At 60.4% G+C, this 26,200-nt stretch carries 25 protein-coding genes and 1 tRNA gene; 13 read left to right on the forward strand and 13 right to left on the reverse strand.

Features of this window, described 5'->3' with window-relative positions; genetic code table 11:
- Nucleotides 1–74 precede the first annotated feature (74 nt).
- From def to truA, 3 genes are all read left to right on the forward strand, one after another.
- Nucleotides 75–590: a peptide deformylase gene (def, locus tag LXM96_RS11125; protein ID WP_239998525.1), complete on the forward strand. Its 516-nt coding sequence runs from the start codon at nucleotides 75–77 to the stop codon at nucleotides 588–590.
- A 68-nt stretch (nucleotides 591–658) separates the two neighbouring features.
- Nucleotides 659–1,594, forward strand: coding sequence for a methionyl-tRNA formyltransferase (gene fmt, locus LXM96_RS11130; RefSeq protein ID WP_239998526.1), 936 nt, complete (start codon nucleotides 659–661; stop codon nucleotides 1,592–1,594).
- Complete coding sequence (gene truA / locus LXM96_RS11135; protein WP_239998527.1) at nucleotides 1,594–2,349, forward strand: tRNA pseudouridine(38-40) synthase TruA; 756 nt, start codon at nucleotides 1,594–1,596, stop codon at nucleotides 2,347–2,349. The genes fmt and truA overlap by 1 nt, the downstream gene beginning before the upstream one ends.
- 3 nt (nucleotides 2,350–2,352) lie before the next feature.
- On the opposite strand, the gene LXM96_RS11140 is transcribed toward truA, so the two are convergent.
- The 3 genes from LXM96_RS11140 to dapD are packed head-to-tail and all read right to left on the reverse strand — an operon-like array spanning nucleotide 2,353 to nucleotide 4,993.
- Nucleotides 2,353–2,949, reverse strand: coding sequence for a hypothetical protein (locus tag LXM96_RS11140; protein ID WP_239998528.1), 597 nt, complete (start codon nucleotides 2,947–2,949; stop codon nucleotides 2,353–2,355).
- Nucleotides 2,933–4,129 (reverse strand): succinyl-diaminopimelate desuccinylase, encoded by a 1,197-nt coding sequence (gene dapE, locus LXM96_RS11145; protein WP_239998529.1) that lies wholly within the window; start codon nucleotides 4,127–4,129, stop codon nucleotides 2,933–2,935. The genes LXM96_RS11140 and dapE overlap by 17 nt, the downstream gene beginning before the upstream one ends.
- A gap of 9 nt (nucleotides 4,130–4,138) precedes the next feature.
- Nucleotides 4,139–4,993 carry a 2,3,4,5-tetrahydropyridine-2,6-dicarboxylate N-succinyltransferase gene (gene dapD / locus LXM96_RS11150; protein ID WP_239998530.1) on the reverse strand — a complete coding sequence of 285 codons (855 nt, stop codon included), beginning with the start codon at nucleotides 4,991–4,993 and terminating at the stop codon, nucleotides 4,139–4,141.
- Nucleotides 4,994–5,123: 130 nt separating this feature from the next.
- Between dapD and LXM96_RS11155 the strand changes: the two genes are divergently transcribed.
- Nucleotides 5,124–5,984, forward strand: a complete 861-nt coding sequence (locus LXM96_RS11155; protein WP_239998531.1) for an LOG family protein — start codon at nucleotides 5,124–5,126, stop codon at nucleotides 5,982–5,984.
- A 62-nt stretch (nucleotides 5,985–6,046) separates the two neighbouring features.
- Here LXM96_RS11155 and LXM96_RS11160 read toward each other — a convergent pair whose 3' ends face one another.
- The gene (locus LXM96_RS11160) at nucleotides 6,047–6,655 is read right to left on the reverse strand and encodes an EF-hand domain-containing protein (protein WP_239998532.1); all 609 of its coding nucleotides are present in this window, start codon (nucleotides 6,653–6,655) and stop codon (nucleotides 6,047–6,049) included.
- A gap of 102 nt (nucleotides 6,656–6,757) precedes the next feature.
- Nucleotides 6,758–7,468, reverse strand: coding sequence for a pyrimidine 5'-nucleotidase (locus tag LXM96_RS11165; RefSeq protein ID WP_239998533.1), 711 nt, complete (start codon nucleotides 7,466–7,468; stop codon nucleotides 6,758–6,760).
- Between the two features lie 101 nt (nucleotides 7,469–7,569).
- On the opposite strand from LXM96_RS11165, the gene LXM96_RS11170 reads away from it, so the two are divergent.
- Nucleotides 7,570–8,484 carry a DMT family transporter gene (locus LXM96_RS11170; protein ID WP_239998591.1) on the forward strand — a complete coding sequence of 305 codons (915 nt, stop codon included), beginning with the start codon at nucleotides 7,570–7,572 and terminating at the stop codon, nucleotides 8,482–8,484.
- A 2-nt stretch (nucleotides 8,485–8,486) separates the two neighbouring features.
- On the opposite strand, the gene argB is transcribed toward LXM96_RS11170, so the two are convergent.
- The 5 genes from argB to rpmH all read right to left on the reverse strand — a co-directional run bounded on the left by argB (nucleotide 8,487) and on the right by rpmH (nucleotide 12,571).
- Complete coding sequence (argB, locus tag LXM96_RS11175) at nucleotides 8,487–9,374, reverse strand: acetylglutamate kinase (protein WP_239998534.1); 888 nt, start codon at nucleotides 9,372–9,374, stop codon at nucleotides 8,487–8,489.
- A 64-nt stretch (nucleotides 9,375–9,438) separates the two neighbouring features.
- Nucleotides 9,439–10,101 carry a ribosome biogenesis GTP-binding protein YihA/YsxC gene (gene yihA, locus LXM96_RS11180; protein WP_239998535.1) on the reverse strand — a complete coding sequence of 221 codons (663 nt, stop codon included), beginning with the start codon at nucleotides 10,099–10,101 and terminating at the stop codon, nucleotides 9,439–9,441.
- A 122-nt stretch (nucleotides 10,102–10,223) separates the two neighbouring features.
- Nucleotides 10,224–12,014 carry a membrane protein insertase YidC gene (gene yidC, locus LXM96_RS11185; protein WP_394801942.1) on the reverse strand — a complete coding sequence of 597 codons (1,791 nt, stop codon included), beginning with the start codon at nucleotides 12,012–12,014 and terminating at the stop codon, nucleotides 10,224–10,226.
- Entirely contained in the window at nucleotides 12,014–12,406 is a 393-nt protein-coding gene (gene rnpA / locus LXM96_RS11190) for a ribonuclease P protein component (RefSeq protein ID WP_394801935.1), read from the reverse strand. The genes yidC and rnpA overlap by 1 nt, the downstream gene beginning before the upstream one ends.
- 27 nt (nucleotides 12,407–12,433) lie before the next feature.
- A complete protein-coding gene (gene rpmH / locus LXM96_RS11195; RefSeq protein ID WP_239998537.1) occupies nucleotides 12,434–12,571 on the reverse strand; it encodes a 50S ribosomal protein L34 in 138 nt (45 codons plus the stop codon).
- Between the two features lie 450 nt (nucleotides 12,572–13,021).
- Here rpmH and LXM96_RS11200 point away from each other — a divergent pair, with 450 nt between their 5' ends.
- The 3 genes from LXM96_RS11200 to LXM96_RS11210 all read left to right on the forward strand — a co-directional run bounded on the left by LXM96_RS11200 (nucleotide 13,022) and on the right by LXM96_RS11210 (nucleotide 16,912).
- A complete protein-coding gene (locus LXM96_RS11200) occupies nucleotides 13,022–15,064 on the forward strand; it encodes a HAMP domain-containing methyl-accepting chemotaxis protein (protein ID WP_239998538.1) in 2,043 nt (680 codons plus the stop codon).
- 136 nt (nucleotides 15,065–15,200) lie between these two features.
- Entirely contained in the window at nucleotides 15,201–16,703 is a 1,503-nt protein-coding gene (locus tag LXM96_RS11205) for an ATP-binding protein (RefSeq protein ID WP_394801943.1), read from the forward strand.
- Nucleotides 16,704–16,835: 132 nt separating this feature from the next.
- Nucleotides 16,836–16,912: transfer RNA gene (locus LXM96_RS11210), tRNA-Arg, on the forward strand.
- A gap of 56 nt (nucleotides 16,913–16,968) precedes the next feature.
- On the opposite strand, the gene LXM96_RS11215 is transcribed toward LXM96_RS11210, so the two are convergent.
- Nucleotides 16,969–17,898 carry a tetratricopeptide repeat protein gene (locus LXM96_RS11215; RefSeq protein ID WP_239998539.1) on the reverse strand — a complete coding sequence of 310 codons (930 nt, stop codon included), beginning with the start codon at nucleotides 17,896–17,898 and terminating at the stop codon, nucleotides 16,969–16,971.
- 224 nt (nucleotides 17,899–18,122) lie between these two features.
- On the opposite strand from LXM96_RS11215, the gene pyrC reads away from it, so the two are divergent.
- The 3 genes from pyrC to LXM96_RS11230 all read left to right on the forward strand — a co-directional run bounded on the left by pyrC (nucleotide 18,123) and on the right by LXM96_RS11230 (nucleotide 20,929).
- The gene (pyrC, locus tag LXM96_RS11220; RefSeq protein ID WP_239998540.1) at nucleotides 18,123–19,163 is read left to right on the forward strand and encodes a dihydroorotase; all 1,041 of its coding nucleotides are present in this window, start codon (nucleotides 18,123–18,125) and stop codon (nucleotides 19,161–19,163) included.
- A gap of 90 nt (nucleotides 19,164–19,253) precedes the next feature.
- The gene (locus LXM96_RS11225; protein WP_239998541.1) at nucleotides 19,254–19,949 is read left to right on the forward strand and encodes an orotate phosphoribosyltransferase; all 696 of its coding nucleotides are present in this window, start codon (nucleotides 19,254–19,256) and stop codon (nucleotides 19,947–19,949) included.
- A gap of 53 nt (nucleotides 19,950–20,002) precedes the next feature.
- The gene (locus tag LXM96_RS11230; RefSeq protein WP_239998542.1) at nucleotides 20,003–20,929 is read left to right on the forward strand and encodes a carbohydrate kinase family protein; all 927 of its coding nucleotides are present in this window, start codon (nucleotides 20,003–20,005) and stop codon (nucleotides 20,927–20,929) included.
- Nucleotides 20,930–20,971: 42 nt separating this feature from the next.
- On the opposite strand, the gene pgi is transcribed toward LXM96_RS11230, so the two are convergent.
- Together pgi and LXM96_RS11240 are read right to left on the reverse strand one after the other, a co-directional pair.
- Complete coding sequence (pgi, locus tag LXM96_RS11235) at nucleotides 20,972–22,597, reverse strand: glucose-6-phosphate isomerase (protein WP_239998543.1); 1,626 nt, start codon at nucleotides 22,595–22,597, stop codon at nucleotides 20,972–20,974.
- A 74-nt stretch (nucleotides 22,598–22,671) separates the two neighbouring features.
- Entirely contained in the window at nucleotides 22,672–24,369 is a 1,698-nt protein-coding gene (locus LXM96_RS11240) for a long-chain fatty acid--CoA ligase (protein WP_239998544.1), read from the reverse strand.
- Nucleotides 24,370–24,575: 206 nt separating this feature from the next.
- Here LXM96_RS11240 and LXM96_RS11245 point away from each other — a divergent pair, with 206 nt between their 5' ends.
- Both LXM96_RS11245 and LXM96_RS11250 read left to right on the forward strand, forming a co-directional pair.
- Complete coding sequence (locus LXM96_RS11245) at nucleotides 24,576–24,968, forward strand: PRC-barrel domain-containing protein (protein WP_239998545.1); 393 nt, start codon at nucleotides 24,576–24,578, stop codon at nucleotides 24,966–24,968.
- 110 nt (nucleotides 24,969–25,078) lie between these two features.
- Entirely contained in the window at nucleotides 25,079–26,194 is a 1,116-nt protein-coding gene (locus LXM96_RS11250) for a hypothetical protein (RefSeq protein WP_239998546.1), read from the forward strand.
- Nucleotides 26,195–26,200 lie beyond the last annotated feature (6 nt).

Here is a 26,200-nt window from a genome sequence, read left to right on the forward strand (position 1 = left end):
TTTCGCTGCCGCCCTCGCATCTACAAGGTGTTCTCTCCTGTTCCATCGATCAAAAAGATGCGCTATGGGAGGCCATGACGATCAAGCCTCTCATCATTCTTCCCGACCCGCTCCTGCGCCAGGTCTCCAAACCGGTGGAGCAGGTCGATGCCGAAATTACCCGTCTTGCCGATGACATGCTGGAGACGATGTATGATGCGCCCGGGATTGGGCTCGCTGCGATCCAGATCGGCGTGCCGCGCCGCATGCTTGTGATCGACGTCTCCAAGGAGGACGAAGAGAACAGGCCGATGGTCTTCATCAATCCGGTTATCGTTGCGTCCTCCGACGAACGATCGACCTATGAGGAAGGCTGCCTTTCGATTCCGGACTATTACGCCGAAGTGGAGCGCCCGGCGACGGTGACTGTGAAGTTCGTGGACCGCGAGGGCAAGCAGCAGACCATCGAGGCGGACGGGCTTCTTGCAACCTGCCTCCAGCATGAGATCGACCATCTCAACGGCGTCCTCTTCATCGACCACATTTCGCGGCTGAAGCGGGAGATGGTGATCAAGAAGTTCACCAAGGCCGCCCGTTCTCGCGCGGTATAAGTTCCGCCATTCGGTGCCGGACGGCTGCGTACCATCTAGGTTGCCGGCAAAGTGCAGACAGGATCGCGATGACCCTTCGCATCATCTTCATGGGAACGCCCGAGTTCTCGGTCCCGACGCTTCGCGCACTTAAAGAGGCGGGGCATGAACTCGTCGCAGTCTACAGCCAGCCGCCGCGGCCCGGCGGTCGCCGTGGGCTCGACCTGCAGAAGTCGCCGGTCCATCAGGCGGCGGAACTCCTCGGGATTCCGGTCTTCACCCCGCTCAACTTCAAGGACGAGGCGGATCGCGAACAATTTCGGGCGCTAAACGCCGATGTTGCGGTGGTCGTGGCCTACGGCCTGCTTCTTCCCGAGCCGATCCTGCTCGGCACCCGGCTCGGCTGCTACAATGGCCATGCTTCGCTTCTGCCTCGCTGGCGCGGAGCGGCGCCCATTCAGCGAGCGATCATGGCTGGCGACAAGACGACCGGCATGATGGTCATGAAGATGGAGAAGGGGCTCGACACCGGCCCGGTCGCCCTTACCCGCGAGGTGGACATTGGCGACAACACCACGGCTGGCGAACTCCATGACCAGTTGATGCTTGTCGGCGCCCGCGCCATGCTCGAGGCGATGGAGAAGCTCGAAGGGGGCGATCTGCCGCTGACGCCTCAGCCGGACGACGGCGTCCTCTACGCCTCAAAAATCGACAAGACCGAGACGCGCATAGACTTCTCGCGAGGGGCACAGGAGGTTCACAACCATATCCGCGGTCTGTCACCTTTCCCGGGTGCATGGTTCGAGGTCGAAATCAACGGACGTCCCGAGCGCGTGAAGGTGCTCGCCTCCGACCTTGCTGAAGGCGAGGGGGACGCCGGCACCGTCCTTGACAACATGCTCACCATAGCCTGCGGCGCGAATGCGGTCCGGCTCACCCGCCTGCAGAAGGCGGGCGGCAAGCAGCTTCCAGCCGCCGACTTCCTGCGCGGCACGCCTTTACCGCCCGGCACGAGGCTTGGCTGATGCCCCGCTTTCGCATGACCGTCGAGTATGACGGCACGACCTATGTCGGCTGGCAGATGCAGGAGAACGGCCACTCGGTTCAGGCCGCGCTCCAGAACGGCATCCTGTCGCTGACGGGCGAGACCGTCTCAGTCCGCGGCGCCGGCCGGACTGATTCAGGCGTCCATGCGCAAGGCCAGGTCATTCATGCGGACCTTGCTCGCGACTGGAAGCCCTACACGTTGCGCAATGCGCTCAACGCGCATTTGGGGATGGCCGGCGAAAAGGTTGCGATCATCGACGTCACGGCAGTCGACGAGACGTTCGATGCTCGCTTCTCGGCCGTCAAGCGGCACTATCTTTACCGCATCATCAACCGTCCCGCGCCGCTGGCGCTCGAGGCAAACCGGGCTTGGTGGGTGCCGAAGCCGCTGAACCACGAGGCCATGCACGCGGCGGCGCAAACGCTCGTTGGCCATCACGACTTCACCACTTTCCGTTCCGCCCATTGCCAGGCGACAAGCCCTTTGCGGACGCTCGACCGGCTGGACGTGACGCGGCAGGGGGACCTGATCGAGATCCGCGCGTCGGCGCAGAGTTTCCTGCACAATCAGATCCGCTCCTTTGCCGGCACGCTGAAGCTTGCGGGCGAGGGCAAGACGACGCCCGCGGATGTTCGTGCGGCGCTGGAGGCACGCGACCGAAAGGAATGTGGGCCGGTCGCGCCGCCCGAAGGGCTCTACTTCATGAAGGTGGATTATCCAGACGATCCCTAAAGCTTAGCCGGGATAGATGCCGAGGAACCGCTCCAGCGTGTCTGACAGCAGCATGATGGGCACGATCATTACCAGTGTCAGTGTTGCAACCATCAGCGGATGCGGGCCGCAAATAACCCGGAAAATGCGCGAGATGGAAAACACCAGTGCCATCATCAGGAAGAGCCAGATCAACGACAAGAGCCCGGTCAGGCCGGGTGTCACCATCAGCAGCAGGCTAAGGAGCGCGTAGGCATAGGCAAACGGCACGGATAGCCAATTTACCGCCACGACCATGGCATAGTATTTGCGCCCCAAGCCAAGCCCCCAGGCCAGAAGCCCGATCAGGATCAGTGGAACCAGCCAGTTGGCGAGCTCCAGCATGCCTAGGCGGAAGAAGAACAACCCACCGACGCTGGCTTCTTCCGGCATGCCGCGCAGGAAGAGCGCGCGCCACCAGACCCAGGATATGGTCATCGCTGGGAAGCACCAGAGGATCGCCCAGAACGAGCGCATCAGGCCCCGATCGGAAAGGTCGAGCCTGCGGAGCCCTGCAGCATCACCGCGGACGAGTTGCCAAAGCGCGGCGAGGTAGAACCTGACCTCAAGCGGTCCGGGCATGGTCGAACCAATTGTCGATGAAGCTGTCGTAGATATCGGTCAGCGTCTCCAGATCCGCCACCGCCACCCGTTCGTCGACCATGTGCATGGTCTGCCCAACGAGGCCGAACTCAACGACGGGGCAATAGTCCTTGATAAAGCGGGCATCGGATGTCCCGCCTGTCGTGGAGAGGGTGGGACGGCGGCCCGTCACCCGCTCGACCGCCACTGTCAGTGACTCGATCAAGGGATCATTGCGTGTCAGGAAGACATGGCTCGGCCGCTCGTTCCACTCGATTGCGTAGCGCACGCGATCGCGGTTGGGCCGCAAGGCACCGTTTGTCGCCGCCGAATCCAGACGTCGCAGAATCTCCTGCTGCAGGGTCTCGACCGTCCATGTGTCGTTGAAGCGGATGTTGAAGGCCGCGGTAGCCTTGGCGGGTATCACGTTGACCGCCGGATTGCCGGTGTCGAAGGAAGTCACCTCCAGGTTGGAAGGCGGGAAGTTGTCCGTGCCGTGGTCGAATGGCGCATCCATCAATGCGTGGGTCAATTGCAGGAGGCCGCGGATGGGGTTGTCCGCAAGATGCGGATAGGCGGCATGCCCCTGCACGCCTTGAACAGTGATCCGTCCCGACAGCGATCCGCGTCGACCGATCTTGATCATGTCGCCCAGCTCGTCCGGGTTGGTTGGTTCACCGACCAGGCAGGCATCCCAGGTTTCACCTCTTTCCGCCGCCCAACGGAGGAGTTTTTCCGTTCCATTGATCGCGGGACCTTCCTCGTCTCCCGTAATCAGGAAGGAAAGGGATCCTTTGGGCGGACCGTGTTTTTCGATGTGCCTTGCGACGGCAGCAACGAAACAGGCGATGCCGCCCTTCATATCCACAGCTCCGCGGCCGAAAAGCATCGCATCGACGATGTCGGCCGCAAAGGGTGGATGCGACCAGTCGGCTTCGTCTCCCGGCGGGACGACGTCTGTGTGCCCTGCAAACATCAGGTGCGGCCCGGCATTGCCAATCCGCGCATAAAGATTCTCGACGTCCGGAGTGCCTTCCGCAGTCGCCATCATCCGCTCGACCCGGAAGCCCAACGGTGCCAGCATGGACTCCAAGGCTGACAATGCCCCTGCCTCCGCAGGCGTAACAGAGCGGCAGCGGATGAGGGACTGGAGGTTTTCAACCGGATTGGTGGCAAGCATGGCTGTGGATCAGTCCCGCAGCAGCTCGTTGATGCCGGTCTTGGAGCGTGTCTTCTCATCCACACGCTTGACGATCACCGCGCAATAGAGGCCGGGGCCCATCTCGCCGTTGGGGAACGGCTTGCCGGGCATCGTACCTGCAACGACAACCGAGTAAGGCGGAACTTCGCCATAGGTGATTTCGCCCGTGGCGCGATCGACAATCTTTGTCGACTTGCCGATGAAGACGCCCATGCCGAGCACGGAGCCCTCACGGATAATGCAGCCTTCGACGACTTCGGAACGCGCACCGATGAAGCAGTTGTCCTCGATGATGGTCGGGCCGGCCTGCATGGGCTCAAGTACGCCGCCGATGCCGACGCCGCCCGAAAGGTGGACGTTCTTGCCGATCTGCGCGCAGGAGCCGACAGTTGCCCAGGTGTCGACCATCGTGCCTTCGTCGACATATGCGCCGAGGTTCACGAAGGACGGCATGAGGATGACGTTGGGGGCGATATAGGCGGACCGGCGAACCACCGCGTTCGGTACGGCGCGGAAAGCAGCCGCCCGGAACTGATTCTCGCCCCAGCCCTCAAACTTCGACGGCACCTTGTCCCACCAGGTCGACTGGCCCGGGCCACCTCTGACGACCTCCATGTCATTGAGGCGGAACGACAGGAGCACCGCCTTCTTCAGCCACTGGTTGACCTTCCAGGAACCGTCAGCTTGGCGCTCCGCCACGCGCGCCTTTCCGGAGTCGAGAAGGTTCAGCGCGGCGTCGACGGCATCGCGAACCTCTCCCTTCGTCGAAACCGAAACGCCGTCTCGTTGTTCGAAGGCTGTCTCGATGGTCGTTTCCAGGGAAGTGAGATCCGTGCTGCTCATGGGAAGTCCTTAACGTCGCATGGGTAGGATAGGGGCCGGCGGCTGGCCAGATGATGATGATTGATCTATGCGACGGTCACTCTACCGTCAACGTGAATTGGCGCTTTGCGCCCGACTTGGAAGGCAGGACATGGCGAAGCTTAAGAAGGACGAACCGCGACGCAAGGACGGGGCCTGGGACCCTCTCAAGGACAGTTCGACCGACCGGCGAAGCGCCGCCGGCGTGCCCCAGACGCCGCAATCGATGTCGCCCTCCTATCGCCTCGCTTATGCAGATGACGACTTCCTATGCCGTGAGGAACTCCGTCCCGTCCGTCTGCAGTTGGAACTCCTCAAGGCGGAGATGATCCTGGCCGAGCATGGAATCAAGTCGACGGTGGTTCTGTTTGGCGGCGCGCGGATCCCAGCGCCGGGCCAGGCGCCCTGGGCGGCGCGAAACGAGACTCAGCGCAAGAACCTGGAGGGGGCCTCAGCCTATTACGAGGAAGCCCGCAAGTTCGCAAACCTCTGCGCCTTGCACGGTGAGAAACACGATCATCAGGAATATGTTGTGGTGACTGGTGGGGGGCCAGGTGTCATGGAGGCCGGTAATCGCGGTGCTGTGGAAGCCGGCGCACCCACAGTCGGGTTCAATGTGGTGCTTCCGCATGAGCAGGCGCCCAACCCCTACGTGACGCCCGAACTCAGCCTAAACTTCCACTACTTCGCCATCCGCAAAATGCACCTGATGATGCGCGCCAAGGCGATTGCCATCTTCCCTGGCGGGTTCGGCACGATGGACGAGATGTTCGAAGCCCTAACACTCATCCAGACGGGACGCATGGAGAAAATCCCCTTCATCCTTTTCGGCAAGGACTTCTGGCACCGGATCGTCAACTGGCAGGCACTGGCCGATTTCGGCACGATCGCCCCGGAAGATCTGGACCTCATTAATTTTGTCGAAACGGCCGACGAAGCCTGGAAGATCATCGGCGACTACTACGAGCATTAGAACGAGAAACCCGCCCCTGGCGGTGGGGCGGGTTCAACGACGTGCCGTTCTAATCGGGACAATTAGAAGGGGCGGTCCGGCAGGTCGTCGATGGTGATCACACCGTCGCCGTTGCGATCCATACGGGTAAACATCTTGTCGACGGCGGCACCCACTTCGGCCTTGCTGAACTGGCCGTTTTCGTCGGTGTCAGCATGGCGTATCAGTTGCATCCCGCCCATGCGGCCGTGATTCATGCCCCAGCGATGGCCACCGTGCCGACGGTCACGATCTCCGCGGTGCTCGGCGCGGTCCTCGCTGTCAGCTTCTTCTCCAGCCTGCGATGTTTCCTGTCGACGTTCCTCGCGCCGCTCCGCCCGCTCCTTGCGGAACTCTTCCATCTTGGCCTTTCGATAGGCACGAAGTTCACCTGGGATCAGGGTTCCGTCCTTGTCAGCATCGACCTCTGAGAAAAGTGCCTCCTGCCTTGCTGAAACCTCTTCCTTGGTGATCTTGGCATCCTTGTCGGTATCCGCGGTCTTCAGCAGACGGACGAACATCATCTCCTGCATCATGCCGCCCCTGCCGCCGTGACGAGGACCATCGCGTCCGGGAGCCGCAAAGCTTGGCAGCGCCGTACCGGCCACGAGAACGGCGGCGAGTGATGCGAGAATAACCTTCTTGGTCTTCATCGAGAGGCTCCTTCCTTTGGTTGCTCTATAGCTTCAAGCTACGGCGGCCCCCCAGGAAGAACCACTTAAACATCCGTAACGTGGATGAAACTTCGGTAAGGTTCAGCGAGAGACCAGGCCGGTTAGGAAACTCGCAAGGTCGTCGGTGACGTAATCAATATGGTCGTCTTCCGCGCTCAGACGCTCCCATCGCTCAATCAGGACGTCGTCAAGGTTCCTCGGCGTCAACAAGACCGTACGCATCCCGAGCGCCTTTGGTACCTGCAGATTGCGCGGAAGGTCCTCGAACATCGCTGCCTTCTTCGTTTCAACGCGGTGAAGGCTCGCAAATTTGTCATAGGTCGCACCGGCAGGCTTCGGCACGTAGTCGGCTGCCACGATGTCGAAGATGTCGTCGAAGTGGTCGAGGATGCCGAGTGCGCGGGCAGCGGCTTCCGCATGTGGCACGCTGCCATTGGTGAAGATGAACTTGCGGCCCGGCAGTGCCTTAATCGCCTCGCCTAGTTCAGGATGCGGCATGAGCGGCGAGTAATCGATGGCGTGGGCGCGCTCCAGGAACTCGTCCGGGTTTATGCCGTGGTGGAGCATCAGCCCCTGCAGCGTGGTCCCGTGTTCATGATAATAGCGTTTCTGCAACGCACGAGCCTCGTCCGGCTCCAGTTGCAGGAGTTCCGCCACGAAGGCACTCATGTTCTTGTCGATCTGCGAGAACAGGTTGACGTGGTGGGGGTAGAGCGTGTTGTCGAGATCGAACACCCATTCCGTCACGTGAGTGAAATCGGCGGGTTCTGGGGAGGTCTTCGGCTGGGTCATAAGGTTTTATGCACTCTGTGGCTGACAAAGAAAACGCCTAACGCTGTAGGCAAGCCGAAGTGCCCTTGGCGAAGATGATACTTGGTGCTAGCGGCGACGGCATGGAACTCTGGATTCCCATCACGGTAGCGTCGGCCTTCCTGCAGAACATGCGTTCGGCGCTGCAGAAGCACCTGCGCGGCCGGCTGAATACCACCGGCGCGACCTTCGTCCGCTTTGGCTATGGCGTGCCATTTGCCCTCGCCTATATGGCGATCCTGCATTATGGGCTCGGGCGGCCCATGCCTGTTTCAAACACCGGCTTCTGGCTATGGGCCGTGGCCGGTGGCCTAGCTCAAATAGGCGCCACTTTCCTGCTGGTCTACATCTTCGCCTTCCGGAATTTTGCGGTAGGAACCGCCTATTCGCGAACCGAACCGGCACAGGCAGCGCTCGTGGCCCTGGTGCTGGTAGGGGAGACGGTAACGATCGGCACGATCCTTGCGATCACGATCTCTGTCGTCGGTGTGATGCTCATATCGGTCGCGAGGACAGAGTTGACGCTGCGATCCCTGGTTACCTCGGTCGGCAGCCGTACGGCGGTCTTCGGCCTCTTATCCGGCTTGCTGTTCGGGATTTCCGGCGTCTCCTACCGTTATGCCTCACTCTCGCTCGCACCGAGCCTCCCAGGACCCGATCCGGTGGTACAGGCGGGTTACACGCTGATGATGGTCATCATCATGCAGGCGGTGGTCATGCTGGCATGGATGGTCATCAAGGAGCGGGAGCAGTTGCTGAAGGTCGCTGCCGCCTGGCGTCCAGCTGTTCTCGTCGGCTTCGTCGGTGCCACCGCGTCCTTCGGCTGGTTCACCGCCATGACACTTCAGCCGGCCGCGGTCATCAAGGCGCTTGCGCAGGTGGAGATGCTTTTCACCTTCGCCTCGTCCGTCTTCGTGTTCAAGGAGCACATCAACCGGCTGGAGATCGCCGGCTGCCTGTTGATCGTGCTGGGTATCCTGGCACTCGTCCTGATCTGACTTCAAGGAACGATCAGTGTGCCCGCCCCGTGCTCGGTGAATATCTCGAGCAGTACGGAATGCGCCGTCTTGCCGTTCAGGATCACAACGCCCTGGACACCTCCCTTGATCGCCTCGATACAAGTCTCGACTTTGGGAATCATGCCGCCCGAGATCGTGCCGTCCTTGATCAGCGCCTGGGCTTCCGCGACCGAGAGTTCCTTGATCAATTGCTTGTTCCGGTCCAAGACGCCCGGAACGTCCGTGAGGAACAGCAGGCGCGTTGCGCGCAGTGCGCCGGCGATCGCGCCGGCGAAGGTATCCGCATTGATGTTGTAGGTCGCGCCATCGCGGCCGGGAGCAACCGGCGCGATGACGGGGATCATCTCGGACTTTGCCAGAAGGTCGAGCAAGGTCCTGTCCACCTCGACCACTTCACCGACGAAGCCGAGATCCAGCACCCGCTCGATATTGGAATCGGGATCGACGATGGTCTTCTTCGCCTTCTCGGCGAAGACCATATTGCCGTCCTTGCCGCAGAGTCCGATCGCCCATTCGCCGGTCTGGTTGATGAGTGCCACGATCTCCTTGTTGATCGAGCCGGCAAGCACCATTTCGACGATCTCGACCGTCTTGGCATCGGTGACGCGCAGGCCGCCCTCGAATTTGGATTCGATGCCCATCTTGTTCAGCATCGCGCCGATCTGCGGCCCGCCACCGTGGACGACGATCGGATTGACACCAGATTGTTTCAGAAGCGCGATGTCGGCCGCGAAGGCCTTGCCGAGCTCGGTGTCGCCCATGGCATGGCCGCCATATTTCACGACGATCGTCTTGTTCTCGTAGCGCTGCATGTAGGGCAGCGCCTGGGCCAGAAGTTTCGCCTGCAGTTCGCTGTCGGTCGCGCTCATGGATATCCCTGTGATTTGGTTCGGCGCGTTTTAGCGCAGGATCGTTTCAGATGGAACCGCGGCATCAGACGGTGGAATAGCCGACGGTCCGGGCGATCGTCTGGCGCAACTCGTCCAGCCCCTTCCCCTTCTCCGAGGAGGTGGCAATAATCTCGGGATAGGCGGCCGGTCGCTTGCGGATCTTCTCCGCAGTCTCCGAGATCAGCCGCGGGACGGCGGCCTCCTTGATCTTGTCGGTCTTAGTAAGGACAATCTGGTAGGACACGGCTGCCTTGTCGAGCAGGTCCAGGACCTCCTCGTCGTTCTTCTTGACGCCGTGGCGGCTGTCGATCAGCACATACACCCGCTTCAGTGTCGCCCGGCCCCGCAGATAGTCGAAGACGAGCTTCGTCCAGGCATCCACCTGGTCCTTGGGTGCCTGCGCATAGCCGTAGCCCGGCATGTCGACGAGTGCCATTGGCGGCAGGTCGCCGCCCTCGCCGGAATAGCCCTCGGGCACGAAGTAATTGAGCTCCTGCGTGCGCCCAGGCGTGTTCGACGTTCGTGCAAGGCCCTTGTGGCCAACCAGGGCGTTGATCAGCGAAGACTTACCCACATTGGAGCGGCCGGCAAAAGCGACCTCCAGCGGCCCTTCCGGCGGAAGGAATTTCAGCGATGGCACGCCGCGGATGAAAATCCAGGGGCGGCCGAAGAGGGGCTTCTCTTCCGGGTTCGTGGTCGCGGGCATGGTCATCTCGTTTCTGGATACCTGGAAGGCAGGGCTTCCCGGTTTTGCTCTTGCTTGTCAAGCTGGGGCGGACGGCAAGGCAGCCTCCAACAAAAAAGCCCCGGATTGACCGGGGCTTTTGATTATTTGGTAGGGGCCGGCTTTCGCCGGAACATCCCCTTGATGTTGTCGAAGAGCTCGATCTTCGCCCCGTGCCGCTTCATGATCAGCGCCTGCTGCATGATGGACAGGGTGTTGTTCCATGCCCAGTAGATCACAAGGCCGGCCGGGAAGGTTGCCAACATGAAGGTGAAGATCAGCGGCATCCAGTTGAAGATCATCGCCTGGGTCGGATCCGGCGGCGTCGGGTTCATGCGCATCTGCAGCCACATGGTAACACCCATGATCAGCGGCCAGACACCGATCAGCAGGAAGGCCGGGACATCGTAAGGCAGCAACCCGAACAGGTTGAACAGCGACGTCGGGTCCGGTGCGGACAGATCCTGGATCCAGCCAAAGAACGGCGCGTGCCGCATCTCGATGGTGACGTAGATCACCTTGTAGAGCGCAAAGAACACCGGGATCTGCAGGAGGATCGGCCAGCAGCCGGCGATCGGGTTGATCTTCTCCTCCTTGTAGAGCTGCATCATGGCCTGCTGCATGGCCATGCGATCGTCGCCGTGCTTTGCTTTCAACTCTTCCATCTTCGGCTGCACGCGCTTCATATTGGCCATGGAGGCATATTGCTTGCTGGCCAGCGGGAAGAAGATCGCCTTGACGACGATGGTCGTCAGCAGGATCGCTACGCCGAAATTGCCGAAGTAGCGGAAGAAGAAGTCCATCAGGTGGAACATCGGCTTGGTGATGAAGTAGAACCATCCCCAGTCGATCAAGAGTTCGAAGCGCGGGATCGAGTACTGTTCCTCATACTGGTCGACCAGCGGCACTTCCTTGGCGCCGGCGAAGACGAGATTCGTAACCTCTGCCGACTGGCCCGGCTCCACCGTTACGGTGTCGCTACGGAAGTCCGCCTGGAAACGGGGCTGACCATCAGTGAAGTGGGTAAAGCGGGACTCGTACGGCAGCGACTGCGGCGGAACCAGCGTGGCTGCCCAGTATTTGTCGGTGATGCCGAGCCATCCACCCGTCGTCTTCGCGTTGGTTATCGCTTCCTCTTCGACGTCACCATAGCTTTCCTCGATGAGGCCGTTTTCGCCAAGTACGCCGATGAAGCCTTCGTGGATGACATAGACGGAAGGGGTCGCCGGCTTGTTGTAGCGGGTGACTCGACCGTATGGCGCGACCGCCACCGCCTCGCCCGTCGGATTCTGAATCTGATCGGTGACGGTGATCAGGTAGTGATCGTCGATGGAAATGGTCCGGTTGAAGACCACGCCCTTGTCGTTGGTGAAGCTCAGCACGACCGGTCTATCGACGGCGAGCGTGTCGCCGCTGGCAAGCGTCCATTGCGTGGCCGGCCCAGGAACTGCACCGGACGTCTCGCTCTGGACGTAGCCGAGTTCCGTGAAATAGCCGCCACTGGTGTTGGCGGGTGAGAAGAGCGTGATGATCGGGCTCTCATCATCCACGGTCTCGTGGTACTCGCGCAGCTTCAGGTCGTCGAAACGCGCACCCACCAAATTGATAGAGCCGGAAAGGGCAGGGGTGTCGATTTCAATGCGCGGGCTTGCCGCAACAGCCTGCTCACGGTTTTGTGTTGCCTCGGCCTGTGTTCCACCTGGCAATGCGCCGCTGCTTGTGACGCCGGGGCTTTCTGGAGCGACGGGCTGCGGTGCTTCACCCTGAAGTGCCTGCTGCGCTTCCAGCGCGCGCTGCTGGGCCTCCATCCTCGGGTTCATGTAGAAGAACTGCCAGGCAAGAACGATCACCACCGAAAGGGCGATCGCGATGAAGTAGTTGCGGTTTTTTTCCATCATGCTTTCCTGGAACGGGCCTCCTCGGACCGCTTTTGTTTCGGCCGTGCCGTAATGCGCTCGACAAGCTGGGCGGTCAGTTCGGCGAAGGGCATCGTGAGGATCTCCCGCCGCGCGACAATGACATAATCGTGTCCCGGCTTCATTGCAAACGCGGCAGAATGTCTAACCGCCTCTTTCAGTCGGCGTCGCATCCGGTTTCGTTCGACGGCGTTTCCGTGCTTTTTGGTGACGGTGAAACCAACGCGTGCCTGTGTGTCAGGCTCTTGTCGATCAAGAACTTCGACTAGAAAGTTCTTGCCTCGACGCATTTCCCCAGCGCGCACGGCAAGAAACTGCGGGCGGCTTTTCAGCCGCCCGGCAGTTGTTTTGTGTTTCTCGTCAGTGGCCACAGCCCGAGTGACGGGCGTTCCCGGCCCTTAGGCCGAGAGACGCTTGCGGCCGCGTGCGCGACGAGCTGCAAGAACCTTGCGGCCACCTGCGGTCGCCATGCGGGCACGGAAGCCGTGGCGGCGCTTGCGGACAAGCTTGGACGGTTGAAAGGTACGCTTAGACATTTATTTAACACCGCGGTGTGCGGCCCTTCTTGGATTTGCCTTGCGGCAACAGCGTTTCGGAGACGTCCTGCCATAGGTCGCATGCGCGCGAGCCTGCGAAGGCTGAACGTCCGCGGCTTATAAAAGCACTCGGCCTGAAAAGTCAAATGAGCGTGCGCTGGGCCTAAACATGAACGGGTTAACTATTTTAGGCCTCCCTGAGGAGCTCTTGATCCTTTGAAGTGACGGGCTACTTTCAATAGTCGCATGCCGAAAGGCAGATCCTCGGGGATTTTTCCTTCTTTTACCAGTAGCTTGGATGAAAATTCGGCGTTAGCTCGCCGATTGCCCTCCTCTTCAGGGGGCAAACATTTCTTAATGCCTGTATGCCAAATCTCGCACTAGAACTCGGGATAATCGTCATCACGAAAATTCCTTGAGAGTAGAGAAGTGACTTGAAGAGGGAATGCGATGAAGATCCGCGGCAAGATAAACATGCTTGTTGGACTGATGAGTGCGGTCGCGCTAATCGTAGGGGGCTTGTCTCTCTTCGCTTTGTCGGAATACCGCACAAAGATGCATGCATATGAGGCTGCGGCGCATCGAGCCCATCTTGGAGAGAGCCTAAACCGTCTCGTCACGGCCGTGGTTATGGATGCTCGAGGAATCTATGCATCCAAGACGACCGATCAAGCTGCCAAATTCGGCGCGGGGCTTCATGAGAGCCTTGACAGCATGGACAAACTGCTGGGGGAATGGAAAGCCATCGTAACCGAGAGCGAGCAGGCTGATTTTCAGAACCTGATGCAGCGCGCTTCGGAGTTTAGAGCTTTCCGAAGCGAGACGGTACGTCTTGGAACGGAAGTCGGACCGGAGGCGGCAAACGACCAGGGCAACAACGAGGGCAACCGCAATAACCGCAAGGCATTCCAGGCCGAGATCGACAAGATTGTTGCTGCGGATCTGGCGGAACTGAGCGCCGTTGACGCCGAGATGGATGCCTTTAGCAGCACCATCGTCCTCACCTTAGAGATTGTAACGCTTTTCGGCGTCGGTGCTGGTGCCGCATTTGGCTTTTACCTCGGGCGCCGCCAGTTGAGCGCGCCGCTCATTGAGATCACCAGCAGCATGCAGAAAATCGCCGCCGGTGACTACGCCACCGCCGTACCGTCCATCGGACGGGCCGACGAAATCGGCGAGATGGCTGCTGCCGTGGAAGTCTTCAAGCGCAATGGACTCGAAGTTGCGCGTATGAACGAGCAGGAGAGCGGCAGCCGGGCGCGCAGTGATGACTTGCGCGTGCGCATGGAAGCAGTCGTCGGCGCCGCTGTGGAAGGCGACTTCAGCAAACGCATCGACAAGCAGTTTGGCGATGAGAGCCTCGACAATTTCGCCCGAAACGTGGATCAGCTTCTCACCGCGGTGGAGGTTGGCGTCAGCGAAACGGGTCGTGTGGCACGATCGCTTGCACAGGGAGACCTGACGCAACAGATGTCCGGCAACTTCCGCGGAGCGTTTGCGGAACTGCAGGCGAATGTGAATGCCGCCGTCGAGAGCCTTCGCGATGCGATGCAGAGCGTTCGTGGCAGCACCAGCACGATCAGCGGTGGCTCCAATGAACTGAGCAGCGCGACGAACGACCTTTCGAAGCGGACTGAACAGCAGGCTGCTGCACTGGAGGAGACATCGGCCGCTCTTGACCAGATCACGGCTGTCGTCCGCACCTCGACGGAGCGCGCCCAAGAAGCGACGGTCATGGTAAGCGAAGCGAAGGAAAGCGCGGTACAGTCCGGTGCCGTTGTGCGCAATGCAGTGGAAGCCATGGAGCGCATCGAACAGGCTTCGCGTGAGATTGCGCAGATCACCAACGTCATTGACGAAATCGCCTTCCAAACCAACCTTCTCGCGCTCAATGCCGGAGTGGAAGCGGCGCGCGCCGGCGAGGCGGGCAAAGGCTTTGCGGTGGTCGCACAGGAAGTGCGCGAGTTGGCACAGCGCTCGGCCGCGGCTGCCAAGGATATCAAGGGGCTGATCACCAAATCGGGTGAAGAGGTTGCCGGTGGGGTCCGGCTCGTTCAGAAAACGGGTGAAGCCCTTTCCGAAATTGAGAGCAGGGTGCTGCGCATCAACGACCACATCCATTCCATCGCAATCGCAGCGAAAGAACAGGCTACCGGCCTGCAGGAGGTCAATACCGCCATCAACCAGATGGACCAGGTGACGCAGCAGAACGCTGCAATGGTTGAGGAAACGTCCGCGGCAACTCAAAAGCTGTCGTCAGAAGCCTCCGGTCTCTTCTCTATGGTTTCGCGCTTCAATATCGGGGGCGGCAATGCTCGCGCAGTTCCGTCTATGGCAGGTCATGTCCCGGCTGCCCCGGCACGCCCTGTTGCTGCGTCCGATCAGCCGGCACGGGTCTCTCCCGCCCGCGCAATGACGGGTAAGATCGCCAAGGCATTTGGAATGGGAGCACCCGCTTCTGCCGCTGCCGAAGCAAACTGGGAAGAATTCTGATCGACCTCCAGGCAATGCCATGAGGAGGGCCGGAAGCGTTGCTTCCGGCCCTCCTGTTTGTGCGCAGCGAAAAAGCTGCTAAAAGAGTGTGGGGCGCAACCTAAATAGCTGCTGCGGGGATCGGCGGCCTTGCAGTCTGGAGAGCCGCATGAGCGGTGAAATGCCCACGGATTTGAGCGGTGCATCCCATGAGACGGCGCCGGAGGCGATGCCGGCACTTTTTCGCGGGCTTTCGGGTCGCCTGCTCTGGATGACAATTCTCTTCGTGATGCTCGCCGAGGTCTTGATCTTCGCGCCCTCGGTTGCGGGCATGCGTATGAATTGGCTGCGCGACCAACTCGACACCGCGGCCGCAGCCGGGATCGTGATCGACGGACTTCAGCCAGCTGAACTGCCACGCAGCGTACAGGATGATACGCTCCTGGCGACGGGCACCAAGGTCATCGCGCTTCGCAAGGATGGCACTTCGCGGCTGTTGGCCGCCGTCGATGTCCCCCCACAGGTGGATGATCAATACGATCTAGCCGATGTGCCGCTTCTCGTCTCCATCCGCGACGCCATGGATACCCTCTTCTTTGGTGGCGGTCGCGTGATGCGGGTCTTTGGGCCCGTAGGCGAGTCCGACATGATCATCGAACTGGTGATGACGGACGACGCGTTGCGCAAGGATATGTTGAGCTACGCCCGCATGATGTTCACCCTGTCGCTCGTGATATCGCTGATCACCGCCGTTTTGATCTTCCTCGCCATCAATCGCATGATGATCCGCCCGATCCGAAACCTGACGCGCAACATGCAGCGGTTCTCTGAGCGACCGGAGGATCCGCAGCGGGTGTTTGCGGGTGATGCAGCCAAAGGGGAGCTTGCGGTCGCCGGACGCCATCTCGCCTCCATGCAGATAGAGCTTCAGCGCACTCTGAAGCAGCAGAAAAACCTCGCTGATCTAGGCCTCGCGGTATCGAAGATAAATCACGATATGCGCAATATTCTTGCTTCGGCGCAGTTGATGTCTGACCGCTTGGTCGATGTCGACGATCCGATGGTCAGGAGTTTCGCGCCTAAGCTTTTGCGAACAATCGATCGCGCCGTCGGCTATACGAACGAGGTCCTGTCTTATGGCCAGGCAACGGAAGCAGCCCCCCGGCGGCGCCGGCTTCGGTTGGTCGCACTATGCCAGGAAGTGCGAGATATCCTGGCGCTTGATCCGGATGGCGGCATCGAGTTCATCGAACAGATCTCCGATGACCTTGAGGTGGATGCCGACGGCGAACAGTTATTCCGGGTGATTCACAATATTTGCCGCAACGCCGCCCAAGCCCTGACGACGTTCCATCCGGAGGATTCGGCAACGATCCGCAGAATCACCCTGAGTGCCCAGCGTATCGGCAGCGTCGTCAGCATCTCGATTGACGATACGGGGCCGGGCATGCCGCGCAAGGCGCGGGAAAACCTTTTTGCGGCCTTTCGCGGTTCGGCGCGTTCTGGAGGTACTGGACTGGGGCTTGTCATCGCGCGCGAGCTAGTCCTGGCACATGGCGGCACGATCGCATTGGTGGAGAAGCCGGGGCCGGGCACGCAATTTCGAATAGAAATCCCCGACCAGCCAGTCGCACTTGAGGACTATCGCGTCCGGGCCTGACGATCCCGCGCGTTTATCCACCGTGTGAACGCGAGCTCATAAAAATCAGCTTTGATCCGAAAATCGCTTGCAATACGTTTGGGGAGCCTTTAGAGGATCGCCCACGCAGACGGCACCGCCGATTTGCCACACGCACCCGTAGCTCAGCTGGATAGAGCACCAGACTACGAATCTGGGGGTCAGGAGTTCGAATCTCTTCGGGTGCGCCATTTCTCCTAGTCCCGTTCGTATGCCGTCACTAAGGTCACCCGGTATTCCAGGACGATCAGATGTCCTTGGGAAGGTTTGTGGGAAGGTCCATATCGCCGTCTTTCAGAACGAGTGTCTTCATCCCGTCGTCAAGTCCAGCCACCGCCGAGGGAGGCTCCAGCGCTCCGGCTTGCTGTAGCTCGATCAACCGCGTGGCTGCAAAAAGATCTCCATTCTCCGCTGCCATCGCATAAACATCCGCTGCCTGCTGCAGGTCAGGTTCAATTCCTTCCCCCGTCTCCAGCATGATGCCAAGATTAATCATCGCATCAACATTGCCGCGGGCAACAGCCAGGTCATACCAAGCAATTGCCGTTTGATCATCGGCTGGCACTAACTGCCCCTCATCATAGATGACGCCGATGTTGAACGCCGCGGTATTGTCTCCGGCTGCGGCGGCCTTTTCGAACCAGTACAGGGCCTTGTTGACGTCCGGCTGCGTTCCAAGTCCATCACGATAGGCGACACCGAGATTGTAGGACGCAAGCACGTTACCGCTCTGTGCAGCCTCGGAATACATGTTGAACTCTGCTTCAGCATCGCCGAGGCGGCCCATCAGCATCCCGAAATTCACCTTGGCCGCCGCGTAGTCCGCGTCAACAGCGGCTTGGTAGGCCTCCATTGCTTGATTAATCTCCTGCGCCTGGTTCAGCGCACGGCCCAGTTGGTAAGCGAAACGCGGATTGCCAGATTGCTCGTAGGCGGTCTGGCAAGCATCTACAGCGGCAAGATCAATATTGCCTACGGGCACAGGACTGAAGGCAGTGTTGCGCTGATTGTCAGCGGCGCTTCCAGCCATACGGTCGCATTCTTCTTGAGCGCCTTGCGCAATCAGTGCACTGCCTTGTTCTTCGGCCACGGGAGCAGCTGCCATCGACAAAAGAATTGCTGCCGTGCTTGTGGCAAATGCAAAACCCCGGTTGACTTTCGATATCTGGGATTTCATTGTCTGCTCCGATTCACATATTCTTCACGTTTCGCTAATCGAACGCTCGAATCGCGTACCGGTTCCTCAGTGACGTTCCTCGACCCTTTGAGCGGGTAACAGAGGGCGACACTTTTTCGCGATTGATTGAACGTTCTGCTGCTTCAAGGACGATGAAGCAGAGATTGTTTCCTTCCCATGGTTGATGCTATGCGAGCGCAAGCGAAGACTTGTGAAGGCTCCTGATGAAGACGCTCACCATCCGCCGCCCTGACGATTGGCATCTGCACCTGCGAGACGGAGAGGTGTTGAGCGGCGTGATCGAAGACACCAGCCGCCACTTCGCGCGCGCCATCATCATGCCGAACCTGGTTCCGCCGGTGGTAACAACGGCTGACGCCGCAGCATATCGGGAGCGGATTATGGCCGCAGTGCCGAGCGGTGACCGGTTCCAGCCGCTGATGACGCTCTACCTGACGGAAGGGACGGATCCTCAGGATGTCGCAGCCGGAAAGGAAAGGGGCCTTATCACAGCGGTTAAACTCTATCCGGCTGGGGCGACCACCAACTCCAGCAGCGGTGTACGCAACATCGACAAGGCGATGCCAGTTCTGGAGCGTATGGCTGAGATCGGCCTGCCGCTCTGTGTGCATGGCGAGGTGACGACGGCCGAGGTCGACATCTTCGACCGCGAGGCCGTGTTCATCGAAACGGTGCTGGATCCGCTGCGCAAGCGTTTACCGGAACTGAAGATTACGATGGAGCACGTCACTACGAAGGAGGGTGTGGACTACATCAAGAACTCTTCCGCCAACCTGGCCGGAACGATCACCACGCACCACCTCATCATCAACCGCAACGCCATCCTTGTCGGCGGCATCCGCCCCCATTACTACTGTCTGCCGGTCGCCAAGCGGGAGCACCATCGACTGGCGCTGCGAACCGCCGCCACGTCCGGTGATCCTCGCTTCTTTCTCGGTACCGACTCTGCTCCGCATGTGGATCCGCTGAAGGAATGTGCCTGCGGCTGCGCGGGCATCTATACCTCGCCCAACACGATGAGTTGCCTTGCCCATGTCTTCGAAGAGGAGAATGCGCTCGCGCAGTTGGAGGCCTTCACCTCGCTCAGCGGTCCGGCATGGTATGGACTCCCGCCGAACGAGGAAAGGATGACGCTGGTTAGGCGGGACGAGCCGCTACAGTTTCCGAAGAAGCGCGAAACAGGCGCGGGCGCCATCACAGTCTTCGATCCGCTGTTCCCGCTTTACTGGGAAGTCGAGGCCTGACGCAGGCGCTGGCCGCAGTGTAGCCATCTGGCGCCTGAAGCGGCATGCTGCTATGGCGCTCCTCGAAGAGGGACACGAAGGAGCGGCAGCATGATCCAGACCACCTTTACCGACCGCGGCACCATGGCCGAGCTGATGGCGAGGATGTTGTGGGAGATCGGGGCCGTGCACTTCTCGGCCGATAAGCCTTACAAGCTGTCCTCCGGCATGATGAGCCCGGTCTATATCGATTGCCGCAAGCTCATCTCCTACCCCCGCATTCGTTCCACCATCATGGACTTCGCGGCGGCCACCGTCGTGCGCGATGCAGGCTTCGAGATGTTTGACTGCGTTGCAGGGGGAGAGACCGCAGGCATCCCCTTTGCGGCCTTCCTTGCCGAGCGGCTCGGCCTGCCGATGATCTACGTGCGCAAGGCGCCCAAGGGGCACGGTCGAAACGCGCAGATCGAGGGACATATGCCGGAAGGCTCACGGGTGCTTGTTATCGAAGATCTGACCACTGCAGGCGGCAGCATGTTCAAGTTCATCGATGCCATCCGCGCCGCCGGCGGAACGGTTGACCATGGGATCGCACTCTTCTTTTACGGCATCTTTTCGGAGGCCGAAGCGCGCTTCGCGGAGGGAAAGGTCCAGCTGCATCACATCGCCACCTGGCGCAACGTGCTTTCGGTTGCCCGGGCACAAAATCTTTTCGACGAGAACACTCTCGCCGAGGTTGAAGCCTTCCTCGACGCCCCCCTGGCCTGGTCAGGTCGAAACGGCGGCGTAAGTGAGCTTTCGCTCTAGCCAAGCGACAAAAGCTCACGTATCGAAAGCGCAGCAGTTCTGGGAGGACCAGCATGATCTTGTGTTGTGGTGAAGCGCTGATCGACATGTTGCCGCGCGAGACGATGCTGGGGGAAAAGGGCTTTGCCCCCTACGCCGGTGGTGCCGTCTTCAATACCGCGATCGCCCTCGGCCGCCTCGGCCAGCCGACCGGCTTCTTCACCGGTCTTTCCGACGACATGATGGGCGACATCCTGCGCGAGACCTTGGCGGCCAGCCATGTCGATTCCAGCTTCGCCGCCGTCTCCTCACGGCCGACTACCATTGCCTTCGTCAAGCTGGTCGACGGTCAGGCAAGCTATGCCTTCTATGATGAAGGCACGGCGGGACGCATGATCACCGAAGCGGACCTGCCGATGCTCGGCGATGATTGCGAGGCGCTCCACTTCGGTGCGATCAGCCTCATTCCGGAACCCTGCGGCTCGACCTATGAGGCGCTGATGGCACGCGAGCACGAGAAGCGCGTCATCTCCTTTGACCCGAACATCCGTCCCGGCTTCATCAAGGACAAGCAGAAACACCTCGATCGCGTCGCCCGCATGGCCGCGATGTCCGACATCATCAAGTTCTCCGACGAGGACCTGGACTGGTTTGGCCTGGAAGGTGACGACGACGCCCGTGCTTATTATTGGCTGTCTAAGGGTGCCAAGCTGGTCGTCCTGACCCGTGGCGCCGAAGGCGCGACCGCCTACACCAGCAGCTTCAAGACGTCCGTGCCAAGCGAGCGGGTGACGGTGATCGACACCGTCGGTGCTGGCGACACTTTCGACGCCGGTATCTTGGCCTCCTTCAAGATGCAGGACCTGCTGACGAAGGAGAAGGTGGCAAGTTTGACCGAAGATCAGGTGAGGGTGGCCCTGGCATTGGGTGCCAAGGCGGCCGCCGTCACGGTATCGAGGGCAGGCGCCAATCCACCATTTGCCCATGAGATTGGCCTCTAGTTTCCTCCCGGCAGGCTCCGCCGCCGGCACAAGAGGCCGGGGCTACGCCTTCAGTCCCACCAGCGCCTTCACCAGCCCTTGCGTCGAGGAGTCGTGCCCGTCGGCGCTCTCCTTGCCTTCGACGATCGGCAGCAGGCCTGTCGCCAGCTCCTTGCCAAGCTCCACGCCCCACTGATCGAAGGAGTTGATGCGGAAGAGCACGCCTTCGACGAAGACGCGATGTTCGTAAAGCGCGATTAGGCGACCGAGGGCGAACGGCGTCAGCTGGTCGTAAACGAAGGTGATCGAGGGGCGGTTGCCGGGGAACACGCGGTGCGGCGCGATAAAGTCCGCTTTCGTCTCGTCCACGCCCTTCGACGTCAGCTGCGCCTTGGCTTCCTCGAGCGTCCGCCCCTTCATCAGTGCCTCAGACTGGGCGAGGCAGTTGGCGATCAGCAACTCGTGCTGGTGCCTCAGGTCCGGTTCGAAGCCGTTCGCCGCGATCATGAATTCGGCCGGGATGACCGTCGTGCCCTGATGGATGAGTTGGTAGAAGGCGTGCTGGCCGTTGGTGCCGGGCTCGCCCCAGACGACGGGGCCGGAATCCCCGTCGACCGGCGTGCCGTCGACGGTGACGCCCTTGCCGTTTGATTCCATGTCGAGCTGTTGCAGATAGGCCGGGAAGCGCAGCAGCCGCTGGTCATAGGGCAGGATGGCGCGCGAAGGGTAGCCCAGCACGTTGCGATGGTAGAAGCCTATGAGACCAAGCAGCATCGGCAGGTTCTGCCGCACCGGCGCCTCGCGGAAGTGCTTGTCCATGGCGTGAGCACCATCAAGGAAGCGCCCGAAGTTCTCCGGGCCGACCGCGATCATCAGCGGCAGGCCGATCGCTGACCAGATGGAATAGCGCCCTCCGACCCAGTCCCAGAAGCCGAACACGCGGTCGCTCTCGATGCCGAAGGCCGCCACCTTGTCGAGCGCGGTTGAGACGGCCGCGAAATGGTGCTTGACCGCGTCCTCGCCAAGCTTCTCGGCAATGAAGGCGCGCGCCGTGGCGGCATTCGTCATCGTCTCGATTGTCGTGAAGGTCTTCGAGGCGATGATGAACAGCGTCGATTCTGCATTCAGCAGCTTCAAAGTATCGGCGATATGGGCGCCGTCAACATTGGAAACGAAATGCGCGCGGGGGCCGTCATGAAAAGGTGCCAGCGCCAGTGTCGCCATCACCGGGCCCAGGTCAGAGCCTCCGATGCCGATATTGACGATGTCGGTGATGGCCTTGCCAGTCGCGCCCTTCAGCGCACCAGAGCGAATGCCGTCGGAAAAGCGAGCCATGGCGCGAAGCACCGCCTCGACGTCTGCCATCACGTCCGTGCCGTCCACCATGACCGGGGTGCCGGTGCGGTTTCGAAGCGCCGTATGCAGTACAGCTCGCTCTTCGGTGAAATTGATCGCCTCGCCGGAAAACATCGCCTCTCGCTTCGCCGCGACGCCCGCCTCGTCAGCCAGACGTTCCAGCAGGCCCAGGATGTCTTCATTGATGGCGATCTTCGAGAAATCCATCAGCAGGTCATCGAGCGACGCGCTGTATCGCTCGAACCGGCGCGGATCGGCGGCGAATGCCGCCCGAAGATCGGTCGCGTTCGTTGCGGCAACTGTGTTCTTCAGGTCTTTGATGATGGCCTGCATGGAAGGTCCTCGTGATCCAGGGGATGCACGGGAACCTATAAGCTTTCACTTCCAAATCAAGCCGCGTCGCGCCTTCAGCCGCGCAGCTCCCGCCGCAGGATCTTGCCGACGTTCGACTTAGGCAGCTCGTTGCGGAATTCTATCAGCCGGGGCCGCTTATAGCCGGTCAGGTTGGCCGCACAATGCTCCCTCAGCGCCTCTTCCGTCAGCTCCGGATCCTTCTTGACGACGAATAGTTTCACGACCTCGCCCGAATGCGGATCGGGGACTCCGACCGCCGCGCACTCCAGCACACCCGGGTGCATGGCCGCGACCTCCTCCACCTCGTTCGGATAGACGTTGAAGCCGGAAACAAGGATCATGTCCTTCTTGCGGTCGACTATTTTCGTGTAACCGCGTTCGTCCATATAGCCCATGTCACCGGAGCGGAAGAAACCATCTTCGGTCATCACCTTGGCCGTTTCGTCCGGCCGCTGCCAGTAACCAGCCATGACTTGCGGACCGCGGATGCAGATCTCGCCGACTTCGCCGACTGGTAGAGCGTTGCCCTCTTCATCCCGGATCGAAATGTCGGTGGATGGTAATGGCAGCCCGATCATGCCGGTAAATTCCTGGCTGTCGAAGCGGTTCGCTGTTGCGACCGGTGAAGTCTCCGACAGTCCATAGCCTTCGGTGATCGCCGTCCCCGTCATTGCCTGCCAGCGCTCCGCGACCGGCCGCTGTACCGCCATGCCTCCGCCAAGTGCCAGGATCAGGGAGGAGAAGTCTACCTTTGCGAAATCGGCATTGTTCATCAGCGCGTTGAACAACGTGTTGAGCCCAGGGAAGACATGCACCTTGTGCTTCTGCAGTTCTTTCACGAAGGCGGGAATGTCGCGCGGGTTGGCGATCAGGATGTTGTGGCCGCCCATGGCGATCCCCATCAGCGAATTCACCGTCAGTGCGAAGATGTGATAGAGCGGCAGGGCACACACAAAGTTCAACACCTCCGGCCGCTGGCGGTTCTGGAAGGCAGCGTCGAGCCACATCGAGATCTGCATCTTGTTGGCGATCAGATTGGCGTGCGTCAGCGTCGCCCCTTTTGAGATGCCCGTGGTCCCACCCGTGTATTGCAGGAAGGCGACATCATCGCTGTCGATGTCGACGGGCTTCAGGGGATGATGCGCGCCCTCTGCCAAGACCTTCTTGAAGGAGATAGCCGATGGAATGGACCATGCCGGTACCAGCTTCTTTACCTTGCGCACCACGAGATTCACCACGTGGCCCTTGAGGCCGAGCATGTCGCCCATTGAGGTGACAACAATGTGCCGAAGACCCACATTACTCGCGACCTGCTGCACCGTGTGGGCAAAATTCTCCAGAACGAAGATCGCTTTCGCGCCCGAGTCCCTCAACTGATGCTCGAGTTCGCGCGGCGTATAGAGAGGGTTGACGTTCACCACCACGAAGCCGGCGCGCAAAATGCCGTAGGTGGCCACTGGGTTTTGCAGAACGTTCGGCATCATCACCGCGACGCGGTCGCCCTTCGCAAGGCCTTGCGCTTGCAGCCAGGCGCCAATCTTGCGCGTCTCCGCTTCAAGCTCGCGGTAGGTCATCTCCCGGCCCATGCTGGAAAAGGCGACGCGCGGAAGATATGCGTAGCAGCAGCTTTCGAAAAGTTCCGCCAGAGACTTGTAGGATAGCGCAGGCATCTCCGCAGGGACGGAAGGTGGATATGAAACGAGCCAAAGCTTCTCTGATAGATCGCCTGTTCTCACTGAAACGTCGCTCATTGGGGCCTCCTCTTCCCTTTTGTTCTTGTCCTGCTTCCCGGGCGCAGAGTGCTCTGCTTGCAGAGTCTCACTATGCCACGGTCCTCATCCCCAGGCCATCTTCTCACATTTTGGTATATAACCTTGACGTAAGCGTCAATGGGAACGAAGCGCGGGTGCACGAGTTCCTTCCTTTGGAACCTCAACCAACCGTGAGGAGGTACGTGATGGTCCATCATGAACCGCGTGTAGGACAGGATCCCTACACCAAAGAAACCCCTTCGCTGATCGCCAGCGACAAGGTGGAAGGCACCCGCGTGTATGGGGCCGATGGTCAGCACATTGGCTCGGTTCAGCGCATGCTTCTAGAGAAGCGCGGCGGCCGCGTTGCCTATGTTGTCCTGAGCTTCGGTGGTTTCCTTGGCATCGGCGATGACTACTATCCGTTGCCATGGGAAAAGCTGACATATGACGAGGAACTGGACGGCTATCGCATCGACCTGACAAAGGACCAGATCACTGGAGCGCCGCGTTATCAGGATCTCGAGGATGACAGCTGGTATCAGGACAAGGGCCGCACCATCTATGACTACTACGGCGTTCCGCCGTACTGGATGTAGAACGTTCGGCAGAGATACTTGAAGAGGCCCATGGGGCCTCTTTCCATTTGTTTAAGGCCTTCGTGGCAATCATCCCCCGTCGCCTAGAAAAAGGCTGGCGAGGGAACATCATGCTGCAGAGGTCCGAAAAGGCATCAGTGCGCGATCTGGAGCGCGAGGACCTGCCTGCTGTTGCTCAACTTTTCCAGAAGACGTTCCGGAAATCGGAGCACACGCCGCCGTCTCTGGTGGCTCACCTCCACGAAATACTCTTCGCGCACCCGTGGCAGGACAGCGATCTTCCTTCAAAGATCCTGGTGTCGGAGAGCGGCCAAATACAAGGGTTCATCGGCGTCTTTCCTGGCCGTCTGGAACTTGGCGGTCGATCGCTACGAGCCGCCTTCGCTGGCTCGCTGATGGTAGAAAACCCCGAGGCGAACCCGCTTGCGGGCGCTCGCCTGATCCGCGCCTTTCTGGCCGGACCGCAGGACCTATCGCTGACCGAGACAGCCAATGCGACGGCGCTTGGCATGTGGCAGAAGCTCTCCTTGCCCTTCGATGTCGGCTACAGCCTGAACTGGCTGCGCGTCTTCCGACCAGCCACGACCGCGGTGCGCTTGATGGAAAAGAACGTAGGTGCAGCACGCGTATTCAAGCCGATGGCATCCGTGGCCGACATGATCGCAGCGAACACAAGGCTCTCAACTCTTCGTTTCCAGCCTCAGTCACGGACTCCGCGCATCCGGTTCCGGGAGGCTACGTGCGCAGAGTTTCGCGATGCCGCCCTGATCCTTAAGGACCAGTTTCCGCTGCGGCCGCAGTGGGACATTCCCTCGCTCGATTGGCTGATCGATCAGGCCGCTCAGAAGAGGCACTTGGGGACGCCTTTCTGGCGCGTGGGGGAGACCCGAGCGGGAGGTCTCGTAGGGGCCTATGCCTATTTCGGCCGCGCTGGGAGCCTTGGCTGGCTGCTGCAGGCGCTTTGTAGCCCCGACGCTGCCGGGGATCTCGTCGAGGACCTTTTTGCTCATGCCGATGCTGCAGGATGCGCGGGTCTTCGCGGTGCCGGTCATCCCTGGCTGACGCCGGAGCTCATCACCCGCAAGACGAGTTTTCACGGCCGCGCCTTCTATCTTGCTCATGCTCGTGACCAGTCTCTATTGGAGCCGATCCGCTTAGGCCGCGCCTTGATCAGTGGGTTGGCGGGCGAGAGTTGGATGCGACTGATAGGCGATAGCTTCGACTGACGCCGT

This window comes from Rhizobium halophilum (assembly GCF_021648825.1).
GTDB classification, from domain to species: domain Bacteria; phylum Pseudomonadota; class Alphaproteobacteria; order Rhizobiales; family Rhizobiaceae; genus Neorhizobium; species Neorhizobium halophilum.

Excerpts from the sequence above, each read along its gene's own strand:
- rpmH (WP_239998537.1), bottom strand. The coding sequence starts at position 12,571 with ATGTCTAAGCGTACCTTTCAACCGTCCAAGCTTGTCCGCAAGCGCCGC.
- LXM96_RS11230 (WP_239998542.1), top strand. The coding sequence starts at position 20,003 with ATGATCTTGTGTTGTGGTGAAGCGCTGATCGACATGTTGCCGCGCGAG.
- def (WP_239998525.1), top strand. The coding sequence starts at position 75 with ATGACGATCAAGCCTCTCATCATTCTTCCCGACCCGCTCCTGCGCCAG.
- fmt (WP_239998526.1), top strand. The coding sequence starts at position 659 with ATGACCCTTCGCATCATCTTCATGGGAACGCCCGAGTTCTCGGTCCCG.
- yidC (WP_394801942.1), bottom strand. The coding sequence starts at position 12,014 with ATGGAAAAAAACCGCAACTACTTCATCGCGATCGCCCTTTCGGTGGTG.
- LXM96_RS11160 (WP_239998532.1), bottom strand. The coding sequence starts at position 6,655 with ATGAAGACCAAGAAGGTTATTCTCGCATCACTCGCCGCCGTTCTCGTG.
- LXM96_RS11155 (WP_239998531.1), top strand. The coding sequence starts at position 5,124 with ATGGCGAAGCTTAAGAAGGACGAACCGCGACGCAAGGACGGGGCCTGG.
- LXM96_RS11225 (WP_239998541.1), top strand. The coding sequence starts at position 19,254 with ATGATCCAGACCACCTTTACCGACCGCGGCACCATGGCCGAGCTGATG.
- LXM96_RS11240 (WP_239998544.1), bottom strand. The coding sequence starts at position 24,369 with ATGAGCGACGTTTCAGTGAGAACAGGCGATCTATCAGAGAAGCTTTGG.
- argB (WP_239998534.1), bottom strand. The coding sequence starts at position 9,374 with ATGAGCGCGACCGACAGCGAACTGCAGGCGAAACTTCTGGCCCAGGCG.
- LXM96_RS11215 (WP_239998539.1), bottom strand. The coding sequence starts at position 17,898 with ATGAAATCCCAGATATCGAAAGTCAACCGGGGTTTTGCATTTGCCACA.
- LXM96_RS11200 (WP_239998538.1), top strand. The coding sequence starts at position 13,022 with ATGAAGATCCGCGGCAAGATAAACATGCTTGTTGGACTGATGAGTGCG.
- truA (WP_239998527.1), top strand. The coding sequence starts at position 1,594 with ATGCCCCGCTTTCGCATGACCGTCGAGTATGACGGCACGACCTATGTC.
- LXM96_RS11250 (WP_239998546.1), top strand. The coding sequence starts at position 25,079 with ATGCTGCAGAGGTCCGAAAAGGCATCAGTGCGCGATCTGGAGCGCGAG.
- LXM96_RS11170 (WP_239998591.1), top strand. The coding sequence starts at position 7,570 with ATGGAACTCTGGATTCCCATCACGGTAGCGTCGGCCTTCCTGCAGAAC.
- LXM96_RS11165 (WP_239998533.1), bottom strand. The coding sequence starts at position 7,468 with ATGACCCAGCCGAAGACCTCCCCAGAACCCGCCGATTTCACTCACGTG.
- yihA (WP_239998535.1), bottom strand. The coding sequence starts at position 10,101 with ATGCCCGCGACCACGAACCCGGAAGAGAAGCCCCTCTTCGGCCGCCCC.
- dapE (WP_239998529.1), bottom strand. The coding sequence starts at position 4,129 with ATGCTTGCCACCAATCCGGTTGAAAACCTCCAGTCCCTCATCCGCTGC.
- dapD (WP_239998530.1), bottom strand. The coding sequence starts at position 4,993 with ATGAGCAGCACGGATCTCACTTCCCTGGAAACGACCATCGAGACAGCC.
- LXM96_RS11245 (WP_239998545.1), top strand. The coding sequence starts at position 24,576 with ATGGTCCATCATGAACCGCGTGTAGGACAGGATCCCTACACCAAAGAA.
- pgi (WP_239998543.1), bottom strand. The coding sequence starts at position 22,597 with ATGCAGGCCATCATCAAAGACCTGAAGAACACAGTTGCCGCAACGAAC.
- pyrC (WP_239998540.1), top strand. The coding sequence starts at position 18,123 with ATGAAGACGCTCACCATCCGCCGCCCTGACGATTGGCATCTGCACCTG.
- LXM96_RS11140 (WP_239998528.1), bottom strand. The coding sequence starts at position 2,949 with ATGCCCGGACCGCTTGAGGTCAGGTTCTACCTCGCCGCGCTTTGGCAA.